The following is a 24,419-nucleotide window of genomic DNA, read 5'->3' as shown; positions in this document are numbered from 1 at the left end:
ATAAATACTTACTTAGCGTCCTGATAACAAGGCTTTAGTAGCAGATTCACCAGCTAATCTTACCTGCCTTGTTAACTGGAAATTCAACAATGTTAAAACACTCAACTGAGCTAGTAATGCCATAAAAATTGTTGTTGCACTAGTGTGTTCTATAGCCGCCCAAGGGAAAGTTGAAAACAGCCAGATTGTAGGATATTTCCACGAGGAGATACCGATAAATTCTAGAATCATCGGTGGTAGGAACGTTACAGCACCGATAGTACCAACAGCCCAGAAAGAACGTTTGGGAGTTTTTAGCAAAAGTATCAATTGGGCAATGGTAGCATAAATCAATATTAAGCTGATAGACAAAGCCACGGTTAAAAGCACTTTCAACCTATCAAAATTGTCACCCTCCAAATTTGGGCTACGGCCTGGATCAAAAATAGATGTAAGTGAGAGCCAGACTAGAAAAGGGACAGTAACAATTGTCAGATTAATAGCGATCGCTACAAGTGCAGGACTTTTTTCAGCCCAAATTAGATCCTGCCAAACACTCTTGCGGCCACCAATCTCTTGATGTCGGTATCTTGCCCAATCTTGTATGTCTTGACGATGAGGAGAAAGAACGGCAATCGAACCGAAAAGTAAGACCAAGTTGTATAACGCTAGAAAAATTAAATTTTCTCCAACTTGTCCATCAAATGTGGAATTATTTATCAAAAATTGGAAGGTAAATCCCCACATCATCACCTGGCAAAAAGCTACTATTAAATAACTTTGTCCCTTACTGATTATTGAGGCTTGAGGATTACGGAAACAGCGTTTAATCGCTTGCAAAATTCCGTAACTGCACAATCCCCAGTTTAATAAATGGAAACCGACAACACTAACAATGTTTGCCCCTAATGGTAAATAGAAAAACTGCACATTACCCATTAGCGAACCATTGTATAAATTGAACAACTGAGGAAATAGATAAGTTGTTACATCCCAAGGAGCAAAAAGCCTTAACCAAGCAGTCGAATTATTTAGATGGTTGCCAGAAGACGATGACATCACCATCGTTGTGAACAAGAAAAATAAGACTGCACCACTACCTAACCAAGGCTGAAAACCGCTCAAACCACGACTAATTAAAGCAAAGAGTAGTGCAGCACTGTAGAAGAAAATACAACTAGCACCAAGAATTGCGTAATAACTCAAAATGGAACTAAAAGCAATTTGGGCAGAATAACCAGCCCATAAATGGAAAGGAACAGCGAGTGAGATTACAAGATAAATTAAGCTGGGTACTCCTAATAACTTGCCAGTCAATATACTTGCTTCTGATTGAGGGCTGAGACGGATAAAATTCAGCGTGCCACGAGTTTCTTCTTTCGCTAAATCATTTATTAACAAATAAGTTCCTGCAACTAATAGTGTAAATATAAAAATTACACTAAATGTTAGGAATGTATATCGCCAGTGGTCTTGCCACCACAACTGCCAATCAATTTGATTTGCGGGGCAAAAATTATTTGAAAATAAATCATTCAAGTTAGAAATTCTAGATTGATCTGATTGCTGGTAAACCTCATTTTGTTGCCGTTCGTATACTTGACGCAAACGACAGTATGTACCAGTTAGTGAGTATTTATCATCGGGGGGTTCCCGGAACTGATATAAAAAAACTACCAGTTGCAGCAGCAAGGAGGTTGCAACTGCGATCGCAACATTAAAAAATTTCAGCCGTCCTTTGAGTTCTCGCAATAGTTGCGGATTCCAATCACCGATTTTGTCTATTAAATTAGGCATCATAAGAAAAAATTCTCCAAAAATGGCGATATTTATTGACAAATTAAGATGCTTGTTTGTGACCTAATTTTAAGAAAATAGTTTCTAAGTCTTCTTGGGTGCAGTGAAAATCAATCAAGGGAATATCTGCTTTGATGAGCGATCGCAATAATTCAGCACTATCTTCTTCTTTACCCGAAAAGTTCACCCGTACGCTATTTTTTTCTGGCATCACCTCCCACTCTTCTACTAAATGATGATGTTTCAATTCCCTTAAAAGTGCCTCTAGATTACCCAGAGTTGATATCACAATTTGCTGGTGGGAAAGACGTTGGTACAATTGTTGTAATGAGGTACTTTCTACCAAAAAGCCAAGTTCCATAATTCCTACAGATGTACACAGTTCTGCTAGATCGCTGAGAACATGAGAGGAAATAATTACAGTCATCCCAGCTTCTTGCAAAGCCTTGATGATTTCGCGGAAGTGCATCCTGGCGATGGGATCAAGCCCAGAAACAGGCTCATCTAGTAGTAGTAAAATCGGTTCGTGGATAATGGTTCGCGCTAAACTTAAGCGCTGTTTCATCCCCCGCGACAAAGTAGAAATCTGGCTATTGCGTTTATTTCCCAGTTGGATGAGTTCTAAAACTTCGTGTAAACGTTGAGTACGGCGCGGTTCTCGCAAGCGATAGAGACGCGCAAAATAATCTAGGTAATCCCAGACTGTTAAATCCTCATATAGCGGGTAGTCATCGGGTAAGTAGCCTAGACGACGCTTCAGTTTGGGGTTACTCTTGTCACGGACTAAGCGATCGCCATTAATATAAATCTCACCCGTCGTTGGTTCCTCAGCAGTTGCCAACATTCGGATGAGAGTTGTTTTACCCGCGCCATTTGGCCCAATCAGTCCATATACTTCCCCCGCCTGAATTTCTAAATCAACATCATTGACAGCAACATGCCTGTCAAATTGCTTAGTTAGTCCACGGGTACAAATTGCTAATTCTTTTACCATCGCTGCTGGGGTGCGGCTTGTGATTAACACTTAACGTAACCTCTTTCTATAGCTTTTGTCAGGCTGGTTTCAGAAATTGAAACTGACTTTAAGGAAATTAGCTACATAAAAAAGTAGGAAAGGCATACACCTTAACGAAGTAAGTCGGCGGAAATAAATCTAACTATATTACGCAACGTAAATAGGCTTTAAAGTCTTGCCAATAAACAATCGCAAAGGATAAATGACAGCCCCCGTTAGTTAGCTTTAATTGCACCGACTTACTTATACATTTGACTAATAGCCGCATGATTACTTTTATAAATAGTAAGCATCTCTTTAGCTTGTACAGAGACAGATGTACTCTCTGGAATAGCTTTTAATAAATTGATTGCTTGCTCCAATTTTTCTTGTGCTTGTTGTCGAATTAGTAATGAATGAGGTGAATTGGTTGCAAATAAATTAGCTTCTGTTGCTAGCTTTTGGGCTGATTCTAAGTTTGCTAAGGCTTTCTTTTCAATTAAAACTCTTTGAGTGATAGATTTATAGTTAATTTGATAGTAAGCCAATTTCTTCTTTGCTCGATCAGAAACTGATGTTTCATCAGGAATGCTATCTAACAATATTATTGCCTGATGCCATTTAGTTTCTGCTTGTTGCCAGGTTTTTAGAGTATGCGGTGGTTTTTGAACTAGAGAGGCCGCCTGCATACCGAGTTGTTGAGCAGATTTAAAGTTAGCGATCGCTGCGCCAACATCTGGAACGAACGCACTTCCTTCTTGAGTTAAACTTAGACTCATCTGCTGCAATTTTGGGCTTTGCTCTTTAAGTTTCCAACCACCAAAACCTAAAATTAATAAAGTTGTGGCTATAATCAAAGCCGGACGGATTATTTTTGGTGTCGAAAATTTTGGTAATTTCTCTACATGCTGCCTAATAATTAGTTTCTTTCTACTTTCTTCTTCAATCTTTTTTAGGGCTTGTTCTGCCTGTTCTCTTAAAGTGTCACACTGAATAATTAAACAAGCAATTTGTTTTTGAAAGTAATCACAATCATTAAGAATATCCGTTAATTCTCGAAATTGACCATCACTTGATATAATTAATTCCTGGTCATCGTCTAACCACTCTAAGGTAAAACAAGATTTACCACAGAAAGCAGACACCCCTAATAAAATATTTAAAAAACTTCGACTATTTTTAATAGTATCAAAAATGCGATTTAACTTTTGCTCTAATTCTAGTAATTCTTGTTGATAAATACTAATTTGTTGAATTTGATTTCCTAAAATATTAGAGTTTTCAAAGACTAAGTTAATTTTTAAAGTTTCAGTAATTACCTGATATTGAGCAGATAAGCTGAGATGATTAATATCAGAATTTAGTTGATTGACTAAACGCTCGTCACTGAGAATATCAGTAGCTATTGCTTGCAAAAAATAACCCCATTCAATCCAGTTATCGATTTTTGATTGTAAATCAGTTAATGATATTTTCGTTTTTGAATATCCAAACTTTTCTGCGATCGCTGGATTTACCAATCCAACATTAGCTCCAATATCGATTGTAGGAAGTGTAGCGATCGCCGAATTTTTGATGCTGTCAAATCTCAATTCATGAGCAATTAATTTTTTAATATTCCGTAGTTGTTCCTGAGCATTATTGATCGGGATAATTTGCTCGATGATTTTATTAGAATCGCCAATAGTCAGTTTGAGGCTCTGAATTAGTACTGGCAATTCACTAAGAAGTATTTCTAGGTTAGCCATAAATACCCTTTGGGGATTTGTCGAAAGTTTATGCGGAACAATTAAAATAGCTTGAGTAAGAACATAACCACATCTGTTGTATCTGAGCATCCTAGTTGAGTGACAAATCTTAGGAGCTATAAAATGTATAATTCCCCTAAATCCTGCTAAAGTAACAATTTCAGTTTAAAAATCCCAGAGAAAAATAAAATTACCCATTCACTAACTTATGAATGAAGTTGATTTAGCATTTACCCCTGCACTAGAGTTGGCGCAATTGATTCGTCGCCGGGAAGTCTCACCGCTAGAGGTGGTGGAAATATATTTAGAACGGATTGAGCAGTTGAATCCGCAATTAGGAAGTTATTTTACAGTGACGGCAGAATTAGCGATCGCAGATGCTAAAGCCAAAACAGAATTATTGACGACTACCTCAGAACTACCGCCATTTTTTGGTGTGCCAATTTCTATTAAAGACCTCAATGCTGTAGCCGGTGTTACCTGTACTTACGGTAATCCAGCATTACTTAACAATATCCCTAACTATGATGATGGGGTTGTAACCAGGATTAAGCAAGCTGGGTTTACTATTCTTGGGAAAACAGCCACGTCCGAATTAGGTTCATTTCCATACAGTGAACCTACGGGATTTCCGCCAGCCAGAAATCCGTGGAATTTAGAATATACCCCTGGTGGTTCCAGTGGTGGCGCGGCGGCGGCGGTAGCAGCAGGATTGTGTGCGATCGCTCAAGGTTCTGATGGCGGTGGCTCAATTCGTGGCCCTGCGGCTTGTTGTGGTTTGGTGGGACTCAAACCATCTAGGGGTAGAGTGAGTAAAGCACCTGTAGGCGAACGCCTCGCTGGAATTGCCGTCAACGGCCCCATTGCCCGCACTGTCGCTGATGCTGCTGCCCTTTTGGATGCTATATCTGGCTATATCACAGGCGATCCTTACTGGTTGCCCGATCCTGAACCATCATTTCTCGCTGCTACTCAGACAAAATTGGGTGCTTTGCGAATTGCCTTTGATACTAACATTTCTCCTTTGGGAGAAGCTGATGCCAACTGTCAGCAAGGTGTCCGTAAAACAGTTCAGTTATTAGAACAACTTGGCCATCACGTTGAACAGAAATCCCCAGATTTTAGCGGTTTAGTCGAACCATTTCAAATCGTTTGGCAAGCTGGAGTAGCTGCGGCAGGACTTCCGGTTGAAGCCTTGCAACCAATGAATCGCTGGCTATTAGCACGTACAGGTTCTGTTGCTGACTATCTGAAAGCAGTTTCCCAAATGCAGATTGTGGCACGGCAGATTGTGGCGTTTTTCGATACCGTGGATGTGCTGGTATTACCAGTTTATCTTCATTCACCTATCCGCGTTGGGGAATGGGCTTCGCTGAGTCCAGAAGAGACATTCCAAAATATTATTGAGTGGATTGCCCCTTGTCCGCCTGCAAATGCAACTGGACAACCTGCGATCGCAATTCCTGTAGGTTTTGATAGTAACGGTTTACCCATCAGTGTGCAGCTAATTGGTAAACCTGCGGCTGAAGCTACACTCATCAGCCTAGCAGCACAATTAGAAGCGGCTAACCCTTGGATTGGGCATCGTCCAGCCTTTGCAATATAGGGCTAATCATGCAGGGGTTATAAGTAAGTCGGCGTTAAAAAATCAATTAGTAAACCAAATTTACCCAATCGCAAATATTCTCAAGTGGGGTGTGTTATTACCGTTTCTCTGTGAAGCTGCACTATATTTACCCCCCGCCCCCTGTAGTCCGCCCTTACTAAAATGGGACTACAGGGGGCAGAAATGATTAAGTTGCCCGATCGATTTTTTGCACTTCTTCATCAGATAGTTTTACATTGATAGCATTTGCTGAGTCCTCTATGCTGGAAACCTTGCTAGCACCAGGAATTGGCAAAATAGCGGGCGACTTGGAACGCAACCACGCTAGAACGATATTATATACTGACACGCCTTTTTCTTTAGCTAAATTAGCGATCGCAGGAATATCTTGCAAATCCTGATGGCGATGTCTACCACCAAAGGGACTCCAAGGCAAAAATGTCAATTCTTGTTGTTCACAATACTTCAATACGCCGTCATTTTCTGGCCGTCGTTGCCAAGGACTGTATTGATTCTGCACTGAAACGATCTCTACTACATCCCGCGCCCGCTTAATTTGTTCAACGGAAAAGTTAGAAACTCCTACAAACCGAATCAAACCTGCCTCTAGTGCTTCTTTCACAGGCGCAAGGGATTCTTCAATGGTGTAATTACTATCGGGAGAATGGTATTGCCAAACATCAATGGGTTTAGCACCACCTAACGCCTCAAAGCTGACTCGAATTGTTTCGCGTAAATGTTCTGGGTTGCCGTTGCTTGTCCAGTTTCCATTGGGGCGCATCAAACCACCCTTCGTTGCGACAATTACTTGGCTCACATCGCCTTTGTAACTAGTAAGCGCCTTGTGAATTAGTCGCTCGTTATGGTGTTTTTCTGACTCATCTTTGCAGTAAGAATCGGCAGTGTCAATAAATGTAATACCCAAATCCAGAGCATGATGAATAACTTCAATTGATTCCGATTCGGGAGGGCGATTAGAGATTGACATGGGCATACCACCCAAACCGATCGCACTCACAAAGACACCAGTTTTTCCTAGCTGTTTAGTTTCCATGCTTCTAGCTATAGCTTTCTGCCCTAATTATCTATCAGCTAGCCAAAGCTTTTTTAGCAATTTATCATAAATCCTCCCTAGTACTTACACTTGGCGATCGCTGAATGCATTACCAAGGGAATACTCTACTTAGGAGTTAAGTATTCTATACACATTCACCGATGAAAATTGTCGAGGAAACCCGTACTATATTGCAGCTAAAGCATCGGCCACTCAGTTATTGGTTAAGTGGGTGGTGCATTTTTACTGTCTGTTTAAGCTTTTTGATTTACTGCTTATTTTTTGAGTCTGCTTCAGTCAGTCTCAATTGCGCTCGCCTCCCATCAAACCAAATTAATTGTGAATTGAGGCGGTTCACTTTGTTGGGAAGCATGGAGAAACTCAAAATGTTTGATCCCCAAGAAGCATACATTCTCACAAAGACTGGTAGCAAAGGGGGAAAAACTTATCAACTTATGATTTTAACTCCATTTGGAGACTTTGCTCTTTTATCCCATGTTAGCTATCAAGATAATCAGGAAGTTACCTTTAAAATAAACGATTTTATCAACTCTGGGCAAACTTCCTTATCAGTGCAGCAGAATCAGAGAAATTCTCTGTCTTTCTTAATCTTATTTATATTGATTATGATGGCGATGCCTACGGCGGTAAACTACGCTGCTTTTTTTGCCACATCACCTGTAACTACCTGCACCTTCTATAAGAGTATCAATAAGGTCTTTATCGAACGTAAAAGTCTGCGTGGTAATCAAGTTATTGAACATTTATTAGAAAATATTCTGCGTTTGGATATCCAAGAAAAGCAATTAGGACTTACGCACTGTACAAATTAGTCATAGTATGCTTTCACCGAAATAGCTTGTTTCAGACTTTGACTAATTATATTTTTACCGAGAAATTAAGCGTGGAGTAGGGGTTTAGCATTGCTAAACCCTTACGAGAAATATGGTTTTTCCGCGATATATATTTATTGTTTTCTGTCAATGCGTAAGTCCTAGCAATATAAAAACTCTAAGCTTTATCGGGCTGTAATTGTGCTGAAATCCTTTAAAGAAATCCCAATTAATCCACAATACACTGATGAAAAAAGCATTAGATATATAGTTTCTAGGATACTCTTATTCCTAAAATTTTAATAAAAACTATCTGCACTACTTACTACTGCGCTTATAGACTAAAGTCATAGATCGCTGACTTATCTAAGAAGTTGGGATATTGTCTATGACAAATGATTTAGGATTTCCAATACAGACACAAAGCGCCTAGATTAAGGAAGTTTGAGTCACTTTTAACTAAAATTTTACATCCAGCACTTTCCATTAGTATCATTCTTGCTCAACTAAAAATACTCACTTTGTCAGTTTGTCTATTTAAGCTATGTTTGATAAATAAAATAAGAAGCCTACTATGATCGGCTGTTATTCTAAACTTGACAAAAAGCGTTGTGAGTGCTAAAAGAAGACTGCCAGAAACCATTGCCCATGTCAGAATCACCCGCCAATCTTGGCAACAGGGCTTCCTTGAGGGTGAAGTGAGTGCAGGTGAGTTTGAGTGGCATTTCCAGTGGCATTTTCGCCGAGGAGAACTTGCCGTCAAGCCTTCCCAAGGTCGCGCTTTAATCAAAGAACCCCTTGGTCGATTCTTGGAGCAACAAGATTATCAGCTAGAGCCTGGAGGAGATTATGCTTTTACTATTCGGGCGGAACTCTAGGAGTTATGAGTTATGAAGATATTAATTGCTAACTTCTCACTCATAAGTACTCACTGCTGATTCAGTGAGGCGATTTAAGTATCTTTCGATTAAGAGAATGGCAACAATGTCATCTATCGGTCTTGGAGGCTGTCGTAGACCTTGTGGCAATAGCTTTGTTAGCCCTTTGGGTGGGAACATTTGCCAATAGCGATCGCGGGCTTCTAAGGTTGTATAGCGCTCATCGACTAAAATGATACTCAGAGGTTCCGTCAATTCCTGATATAATTTCTGTCTCCACTGCTTGGCTGTAGTTTGGTCGCCCATAACCATCAAGGAAATGGGAAACCTTTGACGCAGTGTTTCAATGGTAGCGATCGCCTCTTTTGCTAAGGCGACCTGATGATAATACAATTGCCGATCCAGTCCCATCACCGCTAGACCACACTTATCCCGGCCTGGATCAAACCCCAATATGACTGGTTGCGTTGGTGAAAATTCACGGGAAGTCATAAGAAATTCAAAATTCAAAATTCAAAATTCAAAATTAAGAAATACAACAACAGTGAGCATTTTAGCTGCTGTTCAAATATGTTTAAATCTTAGTGTACAAATAACTTTTTAAGTACTAAAAATAATTTGTCCGTTGACTATTGCTACTAATTTTACTCTCAATGGCCCGGCTGTATAAGTGTCCTCTGCTGCGATCGCTTTGATCTCCAAGGGTTGATTGTACTGTCTTAGTTGGGCGACAAAGCGCAGAAAAGTCCCTTCTACTTGCACATTTTCGACAATTCCGGCATTACGCGCCCGAAATTGGGAAGCAGAAATTAGTATTTCTAGCCGTTGCTGTAACTGATAAGATGTCATGGTTTTGGAATCGGCACTAGTTGTAGCTAGCACTGCACCTCCCGAAAAAACCAATTGATTTCGGGCTGTATCAGCGAAAAACTCTATCTGCTTTTCTCCCCTGACGTAATTACCAGCCGAGAAAATTCGTACCACGTATTCTTGACCATCGCTAATCTGCTTGCTCAATTGGTCAATCCTATCTTGAGTCAGGCGCAGTAGCTCTACATTGGCAGGATTTGCCCCAGGCTCACTTAATCCGAGATTGGCGTTGCGATTGGCTTCTTGTAAAAGTTGTACCACCGCCCGACGAGCAGCAGCCGGTTGAGCAACACGAATTACAGCAGCAGACAGAACTTGACCGCGAACTAAGGCCAATTTACCTAGACGCAGGTCGCGGTAAGACTGGTAATATTTTTCCAGCCTTGCAACTTCTAGTTCTAGTTGCTCCTGTTGTGCTTCCAATTCTTTAAGGCGCGATTCCCGTTTGGCAATCACTTGCTCTCGTGCTGCAACTTCTACGTTACGCTTTTGAATCAATTGATCCAGTTGGCCAATTTTGCGATCGCGTTCTTCTATGGCTTCTTGACGATTAGCGAGTTCGCGATCGCGTTTGTCAATCGCTGTTTTAGCTTCATCAATGGCTTTTTTCGCTTCAGCGTAGAGTCGTTGTCGTTCTGTCTTCAGTAGTTCAACTGCCGCCTGTAGCTCTTTCCTCTGACTGGAAACGCTTTGCAACTGAGTTATCGCTTTTTGGTACTGAGTTACAACTTGTCCTAGCTGACCTTGAGTGCGTTGCAGTTGAGTTTGAGTTTGGGCTTGTTGACTAACAGTGCGGTTTAACTGAGCTTGTGTTTGGAGTTGTTTGGCATTGGCCGCCTGCAAAGATTGATTAATTGCTTGCAAGTCTTGCTGTGCCTTTGTTTGGGCAACTCTTGCTTGATTTAGCTCGCTTTCTACCTGACTTTTCTGAGTTTCTGCGGTTTTTAGCTGTTCCCGCTTTTGTCTAAGGTCTGTTTGAATATCTTCTAATTCAAAGACTCCCTTTCGCAAGCCTTCGTCGGCAGCGAATAAAATTCCTAACGTTGATGCTGAAATTAAGCCGCCCGTAAAAATAGTTACTACTACAGCAGTATTTTTCGGACGAAGGTTAAAAAGTGAGAGGCGGGCTTTGCCAACTCGTGTGCCGATGCGATCGCCCACGGTGGCAATTACGCCTCCCAAGATTAAAATTGCTGCGATGAGGATGTATCCGGTGGTCATCTTTAGCTACCGAAATCCTTCCAGATACAGCCTACTACTTTTAAGCATTGTCTGGAAAGAAGTGGAAATTGGCAATAGCTGAAATTATTCAATTTTAGATTTACCTCTAGCTATTAGTGTCATCTTTCACAATAAAACACGCGCCGATTCCCCTTTCTCCCATTGATTTTATGTGAATTGCCTACTTAAGGTAACAGGTTTATGCACAGTAATCTTCTTTTTGTGGATCGAAATCATCTTCTTTTCACGCAAATCCCCTAATAGCCTAGTCACGGTAACACGAGTTGAACCAATTGCTTCTGCGATCGCCTGATGAGATAACTTCAGATCAATAGTGATCCCATCAGCACAAGGAACGCCAAAATCCCGACAAAGAATTAACAAAAAACTCACCAACCTGGAACCCATATCTCGGTGAGCGAGAGTTTCAATCATCATCTCTGTTTGTAAAATGCGCGAAGACAGACCCCGCAGCATTAACATTGATAATTCTGGATTTTCCTTGAGTGCTTGCTCTACTTGTTCAATTGGGGCTGACAGTAATTCCACAGGCGTAAATGCAACCGAATGGTAAAACCGATCCGACTTATTTCCTGTCAGCAATGACAAAACACCAAAAACACTATTTTCCCGAAGCAATGCTACTGTTATTTCCTCTCCTGCCTCGTACACCCTAGAAAGTTTAACAGCACCTTTCAAAAGAAAATAAACTCGTTCGGCAGGATCGCCAGGAAAAAAGATCGTTTTATTGCGTTCAAACGTTTCCACAACTGGCGGAAACGCCCCGGTCGCCATCTGACGAAATACATTTGCTAGGGCTTTATCTTGTGTCACGATCATCTCCCTTCCCCTACCCAATGCCGGAAAAACAAAAACTGATTACCTAAGAATACACCTGAAAAATGAATAAAGCACCGTCAACCTTTCTGTACTTTCCTATACTCAAACAAATCACTTCATAACTCTTTGTTTATAATGATACATAATTGTTGATCCTTTCAGCTACTAATTGTTGATAAGTAGTTCCAATAGCCGTATTAAAAAGGGTTTTTTAAAGAACAAATAAAGATATTTTGAGAAAATCTTTAGGAAAAATCAAGATTTTTGTCACAGCAAACACCCTTCTCAATATTCATTTTTGCAAATCCTGTATAAAACAAAGACAAAACGTCCCTCAGATTCTAGTATGCTCCTAATGATCGATCGCATTAACAATTTCTATGCTGAATCTGACTGGAAAAAATGCTCTTGTTACAGGTATTGCCAATAACCGCTCGATCGCCTGGGGCATCGCCCAACAGCTGCATAAAGCCGGAGCAAACCTGGGTATTACCTATCTGCCAGATGAACGCGGCAAAATGGAGAAAAAAGTCGCGGAATTGGTAGAACCTCTAAACCCAAGCTTATTTCTTCCCTGTAATGTCCAAGATGAGGAACAGATTCAATCTACCTTTGAAACAATCCGTGAGCAATGGGGAAAGTTAGACATCCTCATCCATTGTTTGGCCTTTGCCAGCAAAGACGATTTGACTGGATATTTTAGCCAAACCTCTCGTTCTGGCTTCAACACCGCCTTAGAAATCAGTACCTACTCGCTAGTGCAGTTAAGTGGTGCAGCTAAACCTTTGATGACAGAGGGAGGAAGTATCGTCACCTTGACATATTTAGGTGGTGTCAGAGCAATCCCTAACTACAACGTTATGGGAGTTGCCAAGGCAGGATTAGAAATGAGTGTGCGTTACCTAGCTGCTGAACTAGGGCCGCAAAATATCCGCGTCAATGCCATCTCCGCAGGCCCAATTCGCACCTTAGCATCTTCAGCAGTAGGCGGAATTTTGGATATGATTCATCATGTAGAAGAAGTAGCTCCTTTACGACGCACCGTCACTCAGCTAGAAGTGGGGAATACTGCCGCTTTCTTGTGTAGTGATTTGTCCAGTGGCATTACCGGACAAGTTCTATATGTAGATGCAGGATATGAAATTATGGGAATGTAATTAGGGACTGGGGATTGGGTACTGGGTATTAGGAAGAATTCAGTCCCTAGTCCCTAGTCCCCAGTCCCCAGTCCCCCAGTCCCCCAGTCCCCAGTCCCTAATACTTATGCAAACAACCAATCGCCAAGTTAATTCAAATTACGATCAGTCAACTAAAACCCCTCGGATTGCCACTGTTCACCGTACTACTGGTGAAACTGATGTGCAAGTTACCATTAACCTGGATGGTAGAGGAATTTGCACAGCAGCAACAGGCATTCCGTTTTTGGATCACATGTTGCATCAAATTGCCTCCCACGGGCTGATTGATATAGATGTCCAAGCTAAGGGAGACTTGGAAATTGATGACCATCATACCAATGAAGATGTAGGCATTACCTTGGGTCAAGCTTTCAACCAAGCACTAGGCGACAGAAAAGGTATTGTCCGCTTTGGTAATTTTCTTGCACCATTGGATGAAGCCTTAGTTCAGGTAGCACTAGACTTTTCTGGACGGCCTCACCTCAGCTACGGCTTGCAAATTCCTACCCAGCGTGTAGGAACTTATGACACCCAACTCGTGCGCGAATTCTTTGTGGCGATCGTGAACCATAGCCAAATGACACTACACATTCGACAATTGGATGGTATTAATTCCCATCACATCATAGAGGCGACATTTAAAGCCTTTGCAAGGGCAACACGGCTAGCAGTGGAAATTGACCCTCGTCGTGCTGGCTTAATTCCTAGTTCTAAAGGCGTTCTATAAAACGAGTCAAATGGGGTATTTTAGCATGGGGCATTCGTTATTCACCCAATCCCCAATCCCCAGTCCCCACTCCCCAACAATTGACACACTGCTCGGTGATGGTTATTATCAGCCTACTAGGTAACTTGTAATTAATACCAAGCTGGTAACTAGTGGTTGACCGAGATGAAGTCTGTTACAGATGACCCTGATTCTCAACTTAATACGAGAGACACTCCGCCAGTAGTCCTAACTTCTGAGTTGCGAAAAGTCTATCGCACTGGTTTTTGGCTAAATCAAAAAATTGTATCTCTCAAAAACTGTTCTTTAACAGTTTACAAAGGCGAAACCTTTGGGTTGCTGGGGCCAAACGGTGCTGGTAAAACCACCCTTTTAAAATTGTTACTGGGAATTATTCATCCCACTTCTGGACGGGGATTATTATTGGATAAGCCTATAGGCGATCGCAGTGTTAAGCAGCATATCGGCTATCTGCCAGAAAATCCCTATTTGTATGACTATCTCACTGGCTGGGAATTTTTGCAGCTAGCTGCTGGACTATTCCAAATTCCCCAAAGTGTCCAACGCCAACGCATTCCCCAACTGCTGGAATTAGTGGGTTTATCCCAAGCCGATGCCCGTAAAAAGCTGCTACGCCGCTACTCAAAAGGAATGCTACAGCGTGTCGGCATGGCACAGGCGCTAATTAACGAGCCAGATTTGGTTTTTCTCGATGAACCAATGTCTGGTCTCGATCCTATAGGACGCTACCAAATGCGAGAAATTATTCTGGCGCTAAAAGCTGCTGGTAAGACGATTTTTTTTAATAGCCATGTTCTTAGTGAAGTAGAACAGATTTGCGATCGCATTGCCATCCTTGCTCAAGGTGAATTAATTTGCTCTGGTTCCCTAAATGAACTTTTAGGCGTAAACAACACATATCACATAAAAGGTCAAGGTGGTGACTGGGAAATTCTTAAAAAATGGATACCCACTCTCAAATTTGAACCTGATGGTTCCTGGGAAGGTACACTACAAGACGATTACTATGATTTCCTCGCTAGTGTTCGTCTTATGGAAGGTAAAATTATTGCCATTAACTTGTCGCGCTACTCCTTAGAAGAGTTTTTTATTCAACAAATCCAAAGAATAAAAAACTCAGTAAATTAATTTCATAACTAAATGGTAAAGTCTCTGCTTATTTGAGCAACAAAACCCAAATTTTCTTTCTCATTTTTGAGTTTACTTTCTCAAGTAAACCCACAAACAACCAGATTACGATATCTTTATTAAGGTTATTTGTATTTATTTAATGAACTTGTTCATAATTTTGATAGTCATAGCCGATTTTAAACTATAGTTTAAATATCCTAAAATTGACTTTTACAAGTAGATATTATTCCTAAGTGCTTTATTGGTTTACAGAAAATTATTTGTATCAGCTACGATTATTTGCGTAATTCCTAATGTTGGGTGATAATTCATATATTCCAGTTTGCCTAACTTTAAATTAACTTCACTAAAAATTCAAATTCAATAAACAAATTTCCTCCGGAAAATTACACTTTTCGAGGAAAATAAGAGTGTCGGGGAACTTGAATACTTAGGTATAGTCAAAATAAAAATGTTTAGACAGTACTTTATTGATTGTAGTTTCAGAATCTCAGGTGAATATGCTTAACACAAGTTTGTTTAAATTATTAACTCAGCCAGTTGTGGGTGCGGCTTTGTTAAGTGCTGTCAATGTCACTGTGCCATTTGCGAGTCTAGCTCAGGGACAACCATTACCACCAACTACACAATCACCAAGCACACAAACACAATTAGATACTAATTATTCATTAGGAGGCGGCGATCGCATCCGTGTAAATGTATTTGAAGTACCTGAATATACAGGAGAGTATCAAATTCCCCCAGGTGGAGCAATCAACCTACCTTTAATTGGTAGTGTGTCAGTCCTCGGTCTAACAAGTGAACAGGCTGCTGACGAAATTGCTAGAAGATATTCTCGCTTCCTCAAACGTCCCTTAATCTCAGTCAATCTATTGTCGTCTCGTCCCATCAATATATTCGTTGCCGGAGAGGTGACACGTCCAGGAGCTTACACTCTCAGCTTGAGTGGAGGCGCGGGAGACAATCCAGGCGTACAATACCCCACTGTATTAGCCGCATTGACAACAGCACAGGGCGTAACCTTAGCTGCGGATGTGACTCAAGTTCAATTAAGGCGTAAAATAGGACGTTCTTCAGAGCAAACCGTCACCATCAATTTGAAGGAACTCATCCAAACAGGCAGACTAACACAGGATATTACTTTGCGGGATGGAGACACTATAGTTGTGCCAACTGCAACTAAATTCAACGTGGCAGAATCCCGCAATATATTTGCATCTAACTTTGCCGCTAGCCAAACCACACCCCGCACGGTAACAATTATCGGTGAAGTAAACCGTCCCGGTTCCTATCTTGTCACCCCGGGTAGCACAGATGCCCAGGGAGGTGCAACCGCTAATAGTGGCTCTGCTACTCCCACCGGTCTACCAAATGTGACGCGGGTAATTCAACTAGCTGGAGGAATTACAGCACAGGCTGATGTTCGTAGTCTCAAGCTACGCCGACCTACAAGAACTGGCTCAGAACAAACTATAGATATTAACCTTTGGCAACTATTGCAGAGTGGTGACTCTAATCAAGACATCATCGTGCAAGACGGAGATACAATTGTTATTCCGACGGCAACTGAAATCAACCCCGCAGAAGCTACTCAATTAGCTACCACAACTTTGTCTCCTACACGCATTCAAGTTGGTGTGGTAGGGGAAGTTAAAAAACCAGGGTTAACAGACATTCAGCCGAATAGTTCTTTAAATCAAGCTATACTCGCTGCTGGTGGATTTAATGATGCCAGAGCTAGTAGTAAGGCTGTCGATTTAATCCGCCTCAATCCTAATGGTTCTGTTACTAAACGGATAGTAAAAATTGATTTTTCCGCTGGGATTAATGAGCAAACTAATCCCATACTCCGCAATAATGATGTCGTGCTAGTCAATCGCTCTGGTCCAGCTAACTTTGGCGATACCGTAAGCACTATAACTGGACCTCTAGGGATTATCCTTAATCTTCTGAACATTTTCGGACTCTAGTTTAAGAATACAGATGTAAATTGGGGGCGTTGATCAATCCCTCTCCGTCCCCAAGTTACACTATCTATGAGTCAAAGCTTAATAGTCAAGAGTTAATAATGGCCTACTAAATCATTTATTAGAGATAGATGAATGATGCGTTCATAAACGTAACTCGCAGTATTCTTCCAAAGAAGCAAGCTACACGAAGCAGTCTCTTCTTATAAAAAAATTCTAGCCTAGAATGGCTGATCTTATATTCCTACAGACAAGCGAGCTAGGTATAGCTCGACACAGGATAAGAGAACACTAGGGTACGAAACTGGCTTAATTTTGGCTATCACTTAGTTAGCGATAAAAATTTTATACTAACTAAGTAAGCTTTTAAGTAAAATTACTACTTGATAAATCCTATCTAAAGATATACCTGAAAATTTCTAATCTTCTATTGATAGGCTTTTTCAAACTTCGTTTTACTTACTCTCATTTTTGCGAGAATGAGAATCATTTAAAAGTTAGAATTGATAAATTATCTATCCACCTTATTTTCTCAGATTAAATGATTCTTATTATCATAAGAATTATTTAAGTAAATTAACTTATTGATGACAGATATACTATCTTAACTACAGATACCGCGTATACACAGTAGAATGATGTCGAATTGGAAATGATGTCATTTGTACGGTTGCTTGGTGTTCATTAATGGAGTAGTTCTGGATACTAACAATTTTCCTTCAGTATTTTTACCAGATACCTGCTATTTTGTGGAACACCAGCTAAAAAAGCATTTCCGCCATATTTACGTGGAAATTCTCAGGTGTAAACCTAAGAAACCATGTATAAACTTACAAATGGCAGTTATACGACTGTATCCAATACTGAGTTACTTACTAAGGCTAGAGCGAGCTACTGACCGTTGACGATTCAGTTTTTGCAACATACCCTATTTTTCCCTATGATGATACATGGTTTCGGTTTTCTCAGTTTAAGTGCGTCTCTTGTACTTCCCTGGGCATTAACAGGTCTGGTTCAAGGACAGAGAATAACAGAGTCTTTAGTTAGAGATATTCCTCAGTTATCACCTGTCCATGAAAAACAACTACCCAGCCGCAAGTTAATCAGCCAGGCTGCTCCGACAACGTACTATGTTAGTGGTGACAACGGAGATGACAACAAGAGTGGACTCAATGAAGCCAATGCGTTTAAGAGGATTCAAAGGGCAGCAGACCTGACTAACCCTGGCGACACAGTATTAATTATGAATGGGTTGTACACAAACTTACCAGGAGCCGGGAGTGCCGTAAGTATTAACCGTTCTGGAACTGCAAATGCCTGGATTACTTATAAAGCATATCCTGGACATACTCCAAGAATTAAGCACAATACATGGAATGGTTTTGAGTTGTCAGGAGTTTCATATATCGAGATTAACGGTATAGAAATCAGCGGGGATAATGATAATACCAGTTATTCTTATGCTTTAAGTCAGCAGTATAACACATCAAATCCGCGTACAAATGGAAACTGCATAACCCTTAACGGGACTAATAATCCTGTTCATCACATAAATATTGTGAACAACAAAGTGTTTAACTGTGGAGGAGGAGGTATCATAGCCCTGTCGGCTGATTATGTGAAAGTGTCTAATAACAGTGTGTTTAATAATGCCTGGTATGGTGTCTATGGTGGCAGTGGTATTTCATTCTTGAAGAATCGGAATACTGACGACAACCAAGGATACAAAATCTTCATAACCAATAACAAGGTCTTCAACAATCAAAATTTTATTCCCTGGTATGAATTCGGCAAGGTATCAGACGGTAATGGCATTATTGTCGATCAAGCAAAAGATGGTCCAAGTGGTTCATATAAAGGACGGACTTTAATTGCAAACAATATTTCGTACAAAAATGGTGGTGCGGGTATTGTTGTACATGCGAGCGAGCATGTAGATGTTGTCAACAATACAGCATATGCAAATGGGAATAGTCAAGAGATTGCACAACAAGGACAAGTGTATGCCGGTTTTTCATCTGATGTGAAGATTTTCAATAACATTATCAGTGCTTACCCTGGTCAATACGCGAACAACAACTATGAGAATGTCAACGTTGTCTATGACTACAATCTTTATCCTAATGGTGCACTGCTTCGTGTAACGGGGACTCACGATATTATTGCAGATCCAGGGTTTGTGGATCCCTCAAATGATGACTTTAGACTCACGATTACGAGTAGAGCCACAAACCACGGTTATTATTGGGGAGATTTGAAAACTGATTACGCAGGTGACCCTCGTCCTATTGCTAATGCATATGATATGGGAGCATACGAATACCAATACAAGTAAGCCAATATCATCATAGTTGGGTCAGACTAAAGCCTACCTATGGATATACAAAATAAGAAGCCTGCCTTGGTAGGCTTCTTATTTTGTAGCTAATTAAACAGACATGATATGGTAGTCAAGGTGTTCTCTTACACTGATGATTCAAAACTCCAATTTATACAGAGCTTTTGTCAGGAATACGTTTTTGTGGCTTTACCTTTTGTTGCAAATCTTGATGAGTAAAGTATTCTTTAGCATAGCCGAAATAACTACTAGACTCATTTTTATCAATTACACCATTCACAACTAAACCTAAGACATTGTGACTCGAACTGTGTAGCATTTCTTGAGCAGCAGCAGCACTGTTAGAATCAATCACTCCAGGTCGGGCTACTAATAAAATTCCATCAGTCATTTGACTTAAAGTCAAAGCATCGGCTGCCAAAAGGAGCGGAGGAGCATCAATAATTACAAAATCATAGTTATGTTGAGATGAGAAATTTTCAATTAGTGATGCCATCCGTTTTGAATCAAGTAAAGCAAGTGGGTTCGGAGGTCTAACTCCAGCAGTCAAAACATCAAGGTTATCCATTACCTTAGATACAGCAATATCAAATTCAACCTGGTCTATGAGAACCTCGCTCAAACCAACTGAATTGCTTAGTTGCCAGAGATGATGCTGAGAAGGAACTCGCATATCTGCATCAATTAGTAAAACTTGACGTCCTAGTTGAGCGATCGCAGTAGCTAAATTAGCTGAAACTGTAGACTTGCCTTCTTTAGGAATTGCGCTAGTTACCACGATAGTTTTAAGCACTTTATCTGAACTCAAAAATTTCAGATTGGCTTGAATCATCCGGTACATTTCGCTCGTTAAAGAGTGGGGAGTATCTCTAACAGCAATTGTTTGAGTTGTTGCTTCAGAATTTGAATAACGGGAGCGAACCTTTTTAACAGATAAAGGAATAATTCCCAGCAAAGTATATCCAAATACATCTCTAACTTCTTTAAGTGTTTTTAGAGATGTATCTCGCATTGCTAAGATAAGCAAAGTTGTGGTAGCAAAAAACAAACCGAACATCACTCCTAGCAACAAAACAATTATTTTTTTGGCTGCTATCGGCTCTTTAGGCACTAAAGCCTGAGCAATAATTCGGGAACTGGCTGTATTGGTATTTTCAACTAATTGTAATTCTTGAACCTTTTTTAATAGAGTTTGATAAGTTGATTCTGCTACATCAACTTTTCGTTCTAACTCGCGCTGGTTTTGTGCCAACTGGGGTATAAGTTTCACTCGCTGTTCGTAGCTAGCACGGGAATTATATAGAGATGAGAGTTTTTTTGTTAATCCAAAGCGCTGTATTTCTGACTGCAAAAAACTTTGTATCAAGCCTTGTCTAAGTGCTCCAATCTGCAATAGACTTTGGGGAACTTGTGTTTGATTACCAATAGTTTGTGTTTGATTGCCAACAGTCTGACCAATTTGCTGTTGCAGGAGAGATTTTAAACTAGCTTTTTTTGCTTCTAGGTTAATAATTATAGGGTTGTCATCTAAGAAACGGCTGCGCTCAACCGCTAACTGGCGATCGGTTTCTTGAAGTTGTGTAATAACTCCCTGTACAGCAGGCGACTGACTTAGGGCACTCACAGCGATCGCTTGCTGAGAATTTAGCTCTACTCTTTGGCGCAGTTCATTGGTTTGGGCGTTTACCTCATCCAACTGAGCCTTAACATTATTCATCTCATTGTCTAAATTTCCAATAGTTGCAACGGCTGACTTTGTTTCCTCTGATAAATCTGCAATCTGATGCTTTTGTTTAAATATTCGTAGCGCTACTTCCGCATTGTTAACAGCAGCTTGAGTTTTCGGAAGCTGCTTAGCCATAAATTGACGGGTTGCTCCTGCTTCAGAGCGATTTGACAGAATATCATTTTCTAAATAAAAACCCATAATTGTATTGATCACTGCTGCTGCTTCTTCGGGATCACGGCTACTATAGGTAATTCGCAATACATCTGTCCCACCAATAATTTTTAGGTTAAGCGCTTTTTGTAGCGCTAGTACTTCCAGAGGTTTACCTTCCTTGTCTTTTAGTTTTAGTTTGTCTATTGTCCGCTGCAATAAAGCAGGGGAAGTAATAACTTCTATCTGAGTGCTTATAGGATTTTGAGTTGCTACCAAAGGTTTCAAGTCTCCTGAATCTCCTCCTTCAGAGAAACTGGGCGAAATACTAGTTCCTGCTACTTTAAAAGAGGGAACTCTGAATAATAGCTTTCCTTCTGCTTCATAGGATGGCTTCATAAATTTTGTCGATATAGCACTCAGCAGAACTGTAGCCACAAAGACGCTGAAAGCGGGCATCCACCATCGTTTCAATATCAATAAGTAACGATTAAGGTCTAAATCAATAGATTCTCTAGATTCCATAGATTTTTCTGACATAAATCTTCAAAAGTACAGGTTTTAAGGGAGAAACTCAATATTTATCTACTTCAGAGTAGCAACAAAGCACGAAATATTAACTAACTAAGAGTAATACTATTTTACGATACGAGATATAGTATAGACTATTTAAGTCTAAAATCCTCAAATGATTTAAGGGCTTTAGTTTCGATAATCTAAGAGCCAATACTTACGAGCCTTGAGGAGTGAGCATTATTAAAAGTACATGCAATATCAGGTCATGATGATTTTTGCTTCAATTTAGCTTTATCTCTCTTTCATGAAAATATGATGAGATATTTTATCTTGATTGGTTGTATCCTCGATAATTTATCAATTTGTCCGAAACTGGTGAAACTGGATTAAGTAATGGTTTAAATCTCAATCACAAAAAGAATGTCTTTAGAAGATTTTGGCAAGTTCTATGTTATCACTACATTTTATTTCATTATTTTCTTTTGATTCCATCTGTCGTCCTCACTGATAGACATGCTGCCACATAAAGCATCCAATTCAAACTATTAGATTCGACCAAAGCAGATTCAGTAAGACTAGCTAAGGCTATATATGTCATGTGTAGAAGGGGCCAAATATTTAACGCTGTTTTACTACTACGTACCCAAGAGAACCCTTTCAGATAACTGCGACAAAACCCTAAAAAGAACAACGCTAGCCCTAAAAATCCTAAATCAAGACAAAGAGCAAGATAACCGTTGTGGGGGTGGTTGGGCATCCATCCAGATCCACGCCAAATATAGGCAGATTCACCATCCCATCCTTGCCAGAATCCACCATAACCATAACCAAGCCAAGGATGTTTCCAAATCATATCCATTACTAATGGCCATAATTCTGTTCGACCAGTCAGTGTCGAATCTTTACCAAGCGAGGTGAACAGGATATCAGCATCATTAGACAACCAAAAATATAAAATTTGGCTGATAGTTGCCACCAATATTAGGGTTGGTATCATGACTTTATATGACCAACGCCAAATTTGAAAAGCAAAAAATGCAAATATTATACTTAATAGGTTAACTAGAGATGAAGTAGAAAAAGAAAGTAGTAAAAGTAATATTGATAAGCTAAACCCAACCCAGTAAATCCAACTACGTCTTTTAGCTTGATAACCAAGGATAAAAAAAATGGTACTACTAGCTACCATTTTAGCTCCCAGTCCGTTTTTGTGTGGGAATACTCCACGCAATTTTGGGCTACCGATGTCGTTTTGTATACCATACTTAGGCAAGGCTACAGCAAAAATCAAACTCAATACTATAATAATTCCAAAAGTCCAAGCAAGTAAATGTAGTTGTTGTTTTAAACTATATCGTGAAGCAAAATAAACACCAAATAAACTTGAGTTAAGGAGGGTAAAACTATTTTTAAATGTTGTTGATGGTTCAAAAGACCAAGTAATAGAAACAATTACCAATAATATTAAAGAATAAAGTAAAATATCCTTACTAAATACAAATAGATAAAGAGTTTTCTTCCAACGTAAAACTAGTAACAAAAAGGTAATAGCGTAGAAGAAGAAAAAAATAATCCGAATCAAGGAGGTATCATATTCTACTATGTCATCTTGGCCTGCTCCTCCTGACAAAATTAATACAAAGATTGCCCCTGAATACATCAATAAGGCTGTAACTGTAAATCCTTGTTCAGCAAAAATTAATAGTTTTCTCATAAATTAACTTAATTTCTCTTTTGCATAATTTCTCTTTGATAAATTTGGGCTGTTTGAGCGGCAATATTTGACCAATTTAAATCTTGCTGACAACGAGCAAGTGCCGCAGTTTGCATTTGTTGTTGTAAGTAGCGATCGCTTAACAAAGAAATTATTGCATCAGCTAGGGCTCGAGTATCACAGGGTGGAACTAACAACCCGTCTTTTTTATGCTGAACTATTTCACTCAATCCTCCGACATCAGAAGCTACAACTAGCGTTCCCATTCCATAAGATAAAGCTGCCACACCACTTTGAGATGCTTCGATATATGGCAGAACTGTTATTGTACTGCGTTGAAATAGATTACCTACTTTTTCAAGGGGGATAAAATCATTAATTATCTCATAGCGTTTTTCATCACAACCATTAGGGAAATACTGCTTTATGTTTTCTCCCTTTCCAGCAATAATCAGCTTGACTTCAGGTATAGATTCAGCAATTAAGGGCATAGCCTCAAGCAAATATTTCAATCCTTTATAAGGCAATATGCGTCCAAAAAATAACAAGGTATATGGTTCACGAGATGAAATACTTTGACTATCACGACGCTGATACAAACTACCAAGTTCTCCATGAGGTAAAACATTAACTCGGTCTTGAGGTATACGAAATTGTTCAATCAAAATTTTTCTTAGTTGATGAGTATGAACAATCAATTGTTGGGAACGGTAGAAGCTAATACGTCTGGTATATTCGGAACCAACTACAGACATGTTATCTCCTGGGTGACGGAATACATCATGGATAGTTGTCACCAATGGTGGCATCTTGTTGAGTAACAAAGTCCAATCGTACCAAGGATCGTTAGTTTCTTGTACATGCAAAATATCTGGCTGTATGTCTTTAATAATACGCATCATACTGCTCATAGACAGTAGGTTACGAGGGTCACGAATTCGTGGTTTTTGAAAGTTAATGATACGGATCTTGGAATCAAGAACATTGCTACAAAAATCTGATGTTTTTTCGGGATGAATTAGTGTTAAGTCAACATATTTAACTAGACTATTTGCTAATTCTATGGTGTAATCTTCAAAGGCAAAATGTAATAAAGCAACTTTAATCATAAACAAGTTTTTATCAAAT

The 24,419-nt window shown here is 39.9% G+C and carries 18 protein-coding genes; 8 read left to right on the top strand and 10 right to left on the bottom strand.

Annotated features, from left to right (window positions below; translation table 11 throughout):
• Positions 1–12 precede the first annotated feature (12 nt).
• The 3 genes from V7K38_RS14115 to V7K38_RS14105 form a co-directional block, all read right to left on the bottom strand.
• A complete protein-coding gene (locus V7K38_RS14115; RefSeq protein WP_334858649.1) occupies positions 13–1,779 on the bottom strand; it encodes an ABC transporter permease in 1,767 nt (588 codons plus the stop codon).
• 40 nt (positions 1,780–1,819) lie between these two features.
• Entirely contained in the window at positions 1,820–2,770 is a 951-nt protein-coding gene (locus tag V7K38_RS14110; RefSeq protein ID WP_334858676.1) for an ABC transporter ATP-binding protein, read from the bottom strand.
• A gap of 260 nt (positions 2,771–3,030) precedes the next feature.
• Entirely contained in the window at positions 3,031–4,518 is a 1,488-nt protein-coding gene (locus V7K38_RS14105) for a hypothetical protein (RefSeq protein ID WP_334858647.1), read from the bottom strand.
• Between the two features lie 208 nt (positions 4,519–4,726).
• On the opposite strand from V7K38_RS14105, the gene V7K38_RS14100 reads away from it, so the two are divergent.
• Positions 4,727–6,124, top strand: a complete 1,398-nt coding sequence (locus tag V7K38_RS14100) for an amidase (RefSeq protein WP_334858645.1) — start codon at positions 4,727–4,729, stop codon at positions 6,122–6,124.
• 187 nt (positions 6,125–6,311) lie between these two features.
• Here the strand turns inward: V7K38_RS14100 and V7K38_RS14095 are convergent, their stop codons facing one another.
• The gene (locus V7K38_RS14095) at positions 6,312–7,178 is read right to left on the bottom strand and encodes an aldo/keto reductase (protein WP_334858643.1); all 867 of its coding nucleotides are present in this window, start codon (positions 7,176–7,178) and stop codon (positions 6,312–6,314) included.
• 371 nt (positions 7,179–7,549) lie between these two features.
• Here V7K38_RS14095 and V7K38_RS14090 point away from each other — a divergent pair, with 371 nt between their 5' ends.
• Positions 7,550–8,011: a hypothetical protein gene (locus V7K38_RS14090; protein ID WP_334858641.1), complete on the top strand. Its 462-nt coding sequence runs from the start codon at positions 7,550–7,552 to the stop codon at positions 8,009–8,011.
• A gap of 611 nt (positions 8,012–8,622) precedes the next feature.
• Positions 8,623–8,889 (top strand): DUF3146 family protein, encoded by a 267-nt coding sequence (locus tag V7K38_RS14085; RefSeq protein WP_334858639.1) that lies wholly within the window; start codon positions 8,623–8,625, stop codon positions 8,887–8,889.
• A 36-nt stretch (positions 8,890–8,925) separates the two neighbouring features.
• Here the strand turns inward: V7K38_RS14085 and V7K38_RS14080 are convergent, their stop codons facing one another.
• From V7K38_RS14080 to ntcA, 3 genes are all read right to left on the bottom strand, one after another.
• Positions 8,926–9,381, bottom strand: coding sequence for a resolvase (locus V7K38_RS14080; protein WP_334858637.1), 456 nt, complete (start codon positions 9,379–9,381; stop codon positions 8,926–8,928).
• Positions 9,382–9,489: 108 nt separating this feature from the next.
• Complete coding sequence (locus V7K38_RS14075) at positions 9,490–10,980, bottom strand: DUF3084 domain-containing protein (RefSeq protein WP_334858635.1); 1,491 nt, start codon at positions 10,978–10,980, stop codon at positions 9,490–9,492.
• A 168-nt stretch (positions 10,981–11,148) separates the two neighbouring features.
• Complete coding sequence (ntcA, locus tag V7K38_RS14070) at positions 11,149–11,820, bottom strand: global nitrogen regulator NtcA (RefSeq protein ID WP_008233817.1); 672 nt, start codon at positions 11,818–11,820, stop codon at positions 11,149–11,151.
• 380 nt (positions 11,821–12,200) lie between these two features.
• Here ntcA and fabI point away from each other — a divergent pair, with 380 nt between their 5' ends.
• The 5 genes from fabI (at position 12,201) to V7K38_RS14045 (ending at position 19,179) form a co-directional block, all read left to right on the top strand.
• Positions 12,201–12,977 (top strand): enoyl-ACP reductase FabI, encoded by a 777-nt coding sequence (fabI, locus tag V7K38_RS14065; RefSeq protein ID WP_334858633.1) that lies wholly within the window; start codon positions 12,201–12,203, stop codon positions 12,975–12,977.
• Positions 12,978–13,083: 106 nt separating this feature from the next.
• Complete coding sequence (gene hisB, locus V7K38_RS14060) at positions 13,084–13,725, top strand: imidazoleglycerol-phosphate dehydratase HisB (RefSeq protein WP_334858631.1); 642 nt, start codon at positions 13,084–13,086, stop codon at positions 13,723–13,725.
• Between the two features lie 165 nt (positions 13,726–13,890).
• Positions 13,891–14,874 (top strand): ABC transporter ATP-binding protein, encoded by a 984-nt coding sequence (locus V7K38_RS14055; protein WP_334858629.1) that lies wholly within the window; start codon positions 13,891–13,893, stop codon positions 14,872–14,874.
• 503 nt (positions 14,875–15,377) lie between these two features.
• Entirely contained in the window at positions 15,378–16,847 is a 1,470-nt protein-coding gene (locus V7K38_RS14050; protein WP_334858627.1) for an SLBB domain-containing protein, read from the top strand.
• Positions 16,848–17,745: 898 nt separating this feature from the next.
• Complete coding sequence (locus V7K38_RS14045) at positions 17,746–19,179, top strand: right-handed parallel beta-helix repeat-containing protein (protein WP_334858625.1); 1,434 nt, start codon at positions 17,746–17,748, stop codon at positions 19,177–19,179.
• A gap of 154 nt (positions 19,180–19,333) precedes the next feature.
• Here the strand turns inward: V7K38_RS14045 and V7K38_RS14040 are convergent, their stop codons facing one another.
• From V7K38_RS14040 to V7K38_RS14030, 3 genes are all read right to left on the bottom strand, one after another.
• Positions 19,334–21,601 carry a GumC family protein gene (locus V7K38_RS14040; protein ID WP_334858623.1) on the bottom strand — a complete coding sequence of 756 codons (2,268 nt, stop codon included), beginning with the start codon at positions 21,599–21,601 and terminating at the stop codon, positions 19,334–19,336.
• Between the two features lie 448 nt (positions 21,602–22,049).
• Entirely contained in the window at positions 22,050–23,291 is a 1,242-nt protein-coding gene (locus tag V7K38_RS14035) for an O-antigen ligase family protein (RefSeq protein WP_334858621.1), read from the bottom strand.
• A gap of 8 nt (positions 23,292–23,299) precedes the next feature.
• Positions 23,300–24,400 carry a glycosyltransferase family 4 protein gene (locus V7K38_RS14030; RefSeq protein ID WP_334858619.1) on the bottom strand — a complete coding sequence of 367 codons (1,101 nt, stop codon included), beginning with the start codon at positions 24,398–24,400 and terminating at the stop codon, positions 23,300–23,302.
• Between the last annotated feature and the right edge of the window lie 19 nt (positions 24,401–24,419).

The organism is Nostoc sp., from assembly GCF_036917465.1.
GTDB lineage: Bacteria > Cyanobacteriota > Cyanobacteriia > Cyanobacteriales > Nostocaceae > Nostoc.
The sequence above is the reverse complement of the archived record's forward strand: the minus strand, read 5'-3'. Positions and strand labels throughout refer to the sequence as shown.

What these genes read in the sequence shown, in the direction of transcription:
- V7K38_RS14040 (WP_334858623.1), bottom strand. Translation starts at nt 21,601, where the DNA reads ATGTCAGAAAAATCTATGGAATCTAGAGAATCTATTGATTTAGACCTT.
- V7K38_RS14095 (WP_334858643.1), bottom strand. Translation starts at nt 7,178, where the DNA reads ATGGAAACTAAACAGCTAGGAAAAACTGGTGTCTTTGTGAGTGCGATC.
- V7K38_RS14030 (WP_334858619.1), bottom strand. Translation starts at nt 24,400, where the DNA reads ATGATTAAAGTTGCTTTATTACATTTTGCCTTTGAAGATTACACCATA.
- V7K38_RS14035 (WP_334858621.1), bottom strand. Translation starts at nt 23,291, where the DNA reads ATGAGAAAACTATTAATTTTTGCTGAACAAGGATTTACAGTTACAGCC.
- V7K38_RS14090 (WP_334858641.1), top strand. Translation starts at nt 7,550, where the DNA reads ATGGAGAAACTCAAAATGTTTGATCCCCAAGAAGCATACATTCTCACA.
- V7K38_RS14050 (WP_334858627.1), top strand. Translation starts at nt 15,378, where the DNA reads ATGCTTAACACAAGTTTGTTTAAATTATTAACTCAGCCAGTTGTGGGT.
- V7K38_RS14075 (WP_334858635.1), bottom strand. Translation starts at nt 10,980, where the DNA reads ATGACCACCGGATACATCCTCATCGCAGCAATTTTAATCTTGGGAGGC.
- V7K38_RS14100 (WP_334858645.1), top strand. Translation starts at nt 4,727, where the DNA reads ATGAATGAAGTTGATTTAGCATTTACCCCTGCACTAGAGTTGGCGCAA.
- V7K38_RS14080 (WP_334858637.1), bottom strand. Translation starts at nt 9,381, where the DNA reads ATGACTTCCCGTGAATTTTCACCAACGCAACCAGTCATATTGGGGTTT.
- V7K38_RS14115 (WP_334858649.1), bottom strand. Translation starts at nt 1,779, where the DNA reads ATGATGCCTAATTTAATAGACAAAATCGGTGATTGGAATCCGCAACTA.
- V7K38_RS14110 (WP_334858676.1), bottom strand. Translation starts at nt 2,770, where the DNA reads ATGGTAAAAGAATTAGCAATTTGTACCCGTGGACTAACTAAGCAATTT.
- ntcA (WP_008233817.1), bottom strand. Translation starts at nt 11,820, where the DNA reads ATGATCGTGACACAAGATAAAGCCCTAGCAAATGTATTTCGTCAGATG.
- V7K38_RS14105 (WP_334858647.1), bottom strand. Translation starts at nt 4,518, where the DNA reads ATGGCTAACCTAGAAATACTTCTTAGTGAATTGCCAGTACTAATTCAG.
- V7K38_RS14055 (WP_334858629.1), top strand. Translation starts at nt 13,891, where the DNA reads ATGAAGTCTGTTACAGATGACCCTGATTCTCAACTTAATACGAGAGAC.
- fabI (WP_334858633.1), top strand. Translation starts at nt 12,201, where the DNA reads ATGCTGAATCTGACTGGAAAAAATGCTCTTGTTACAGGTATTGCCAAT.
- hisB (WP_334858631.1), top strand. Translation starts at nt 13,084, where the DNA reads ATGCAAACAACCAATCGCCAAGTTAATTCAAATTACGATCAGTCAACT.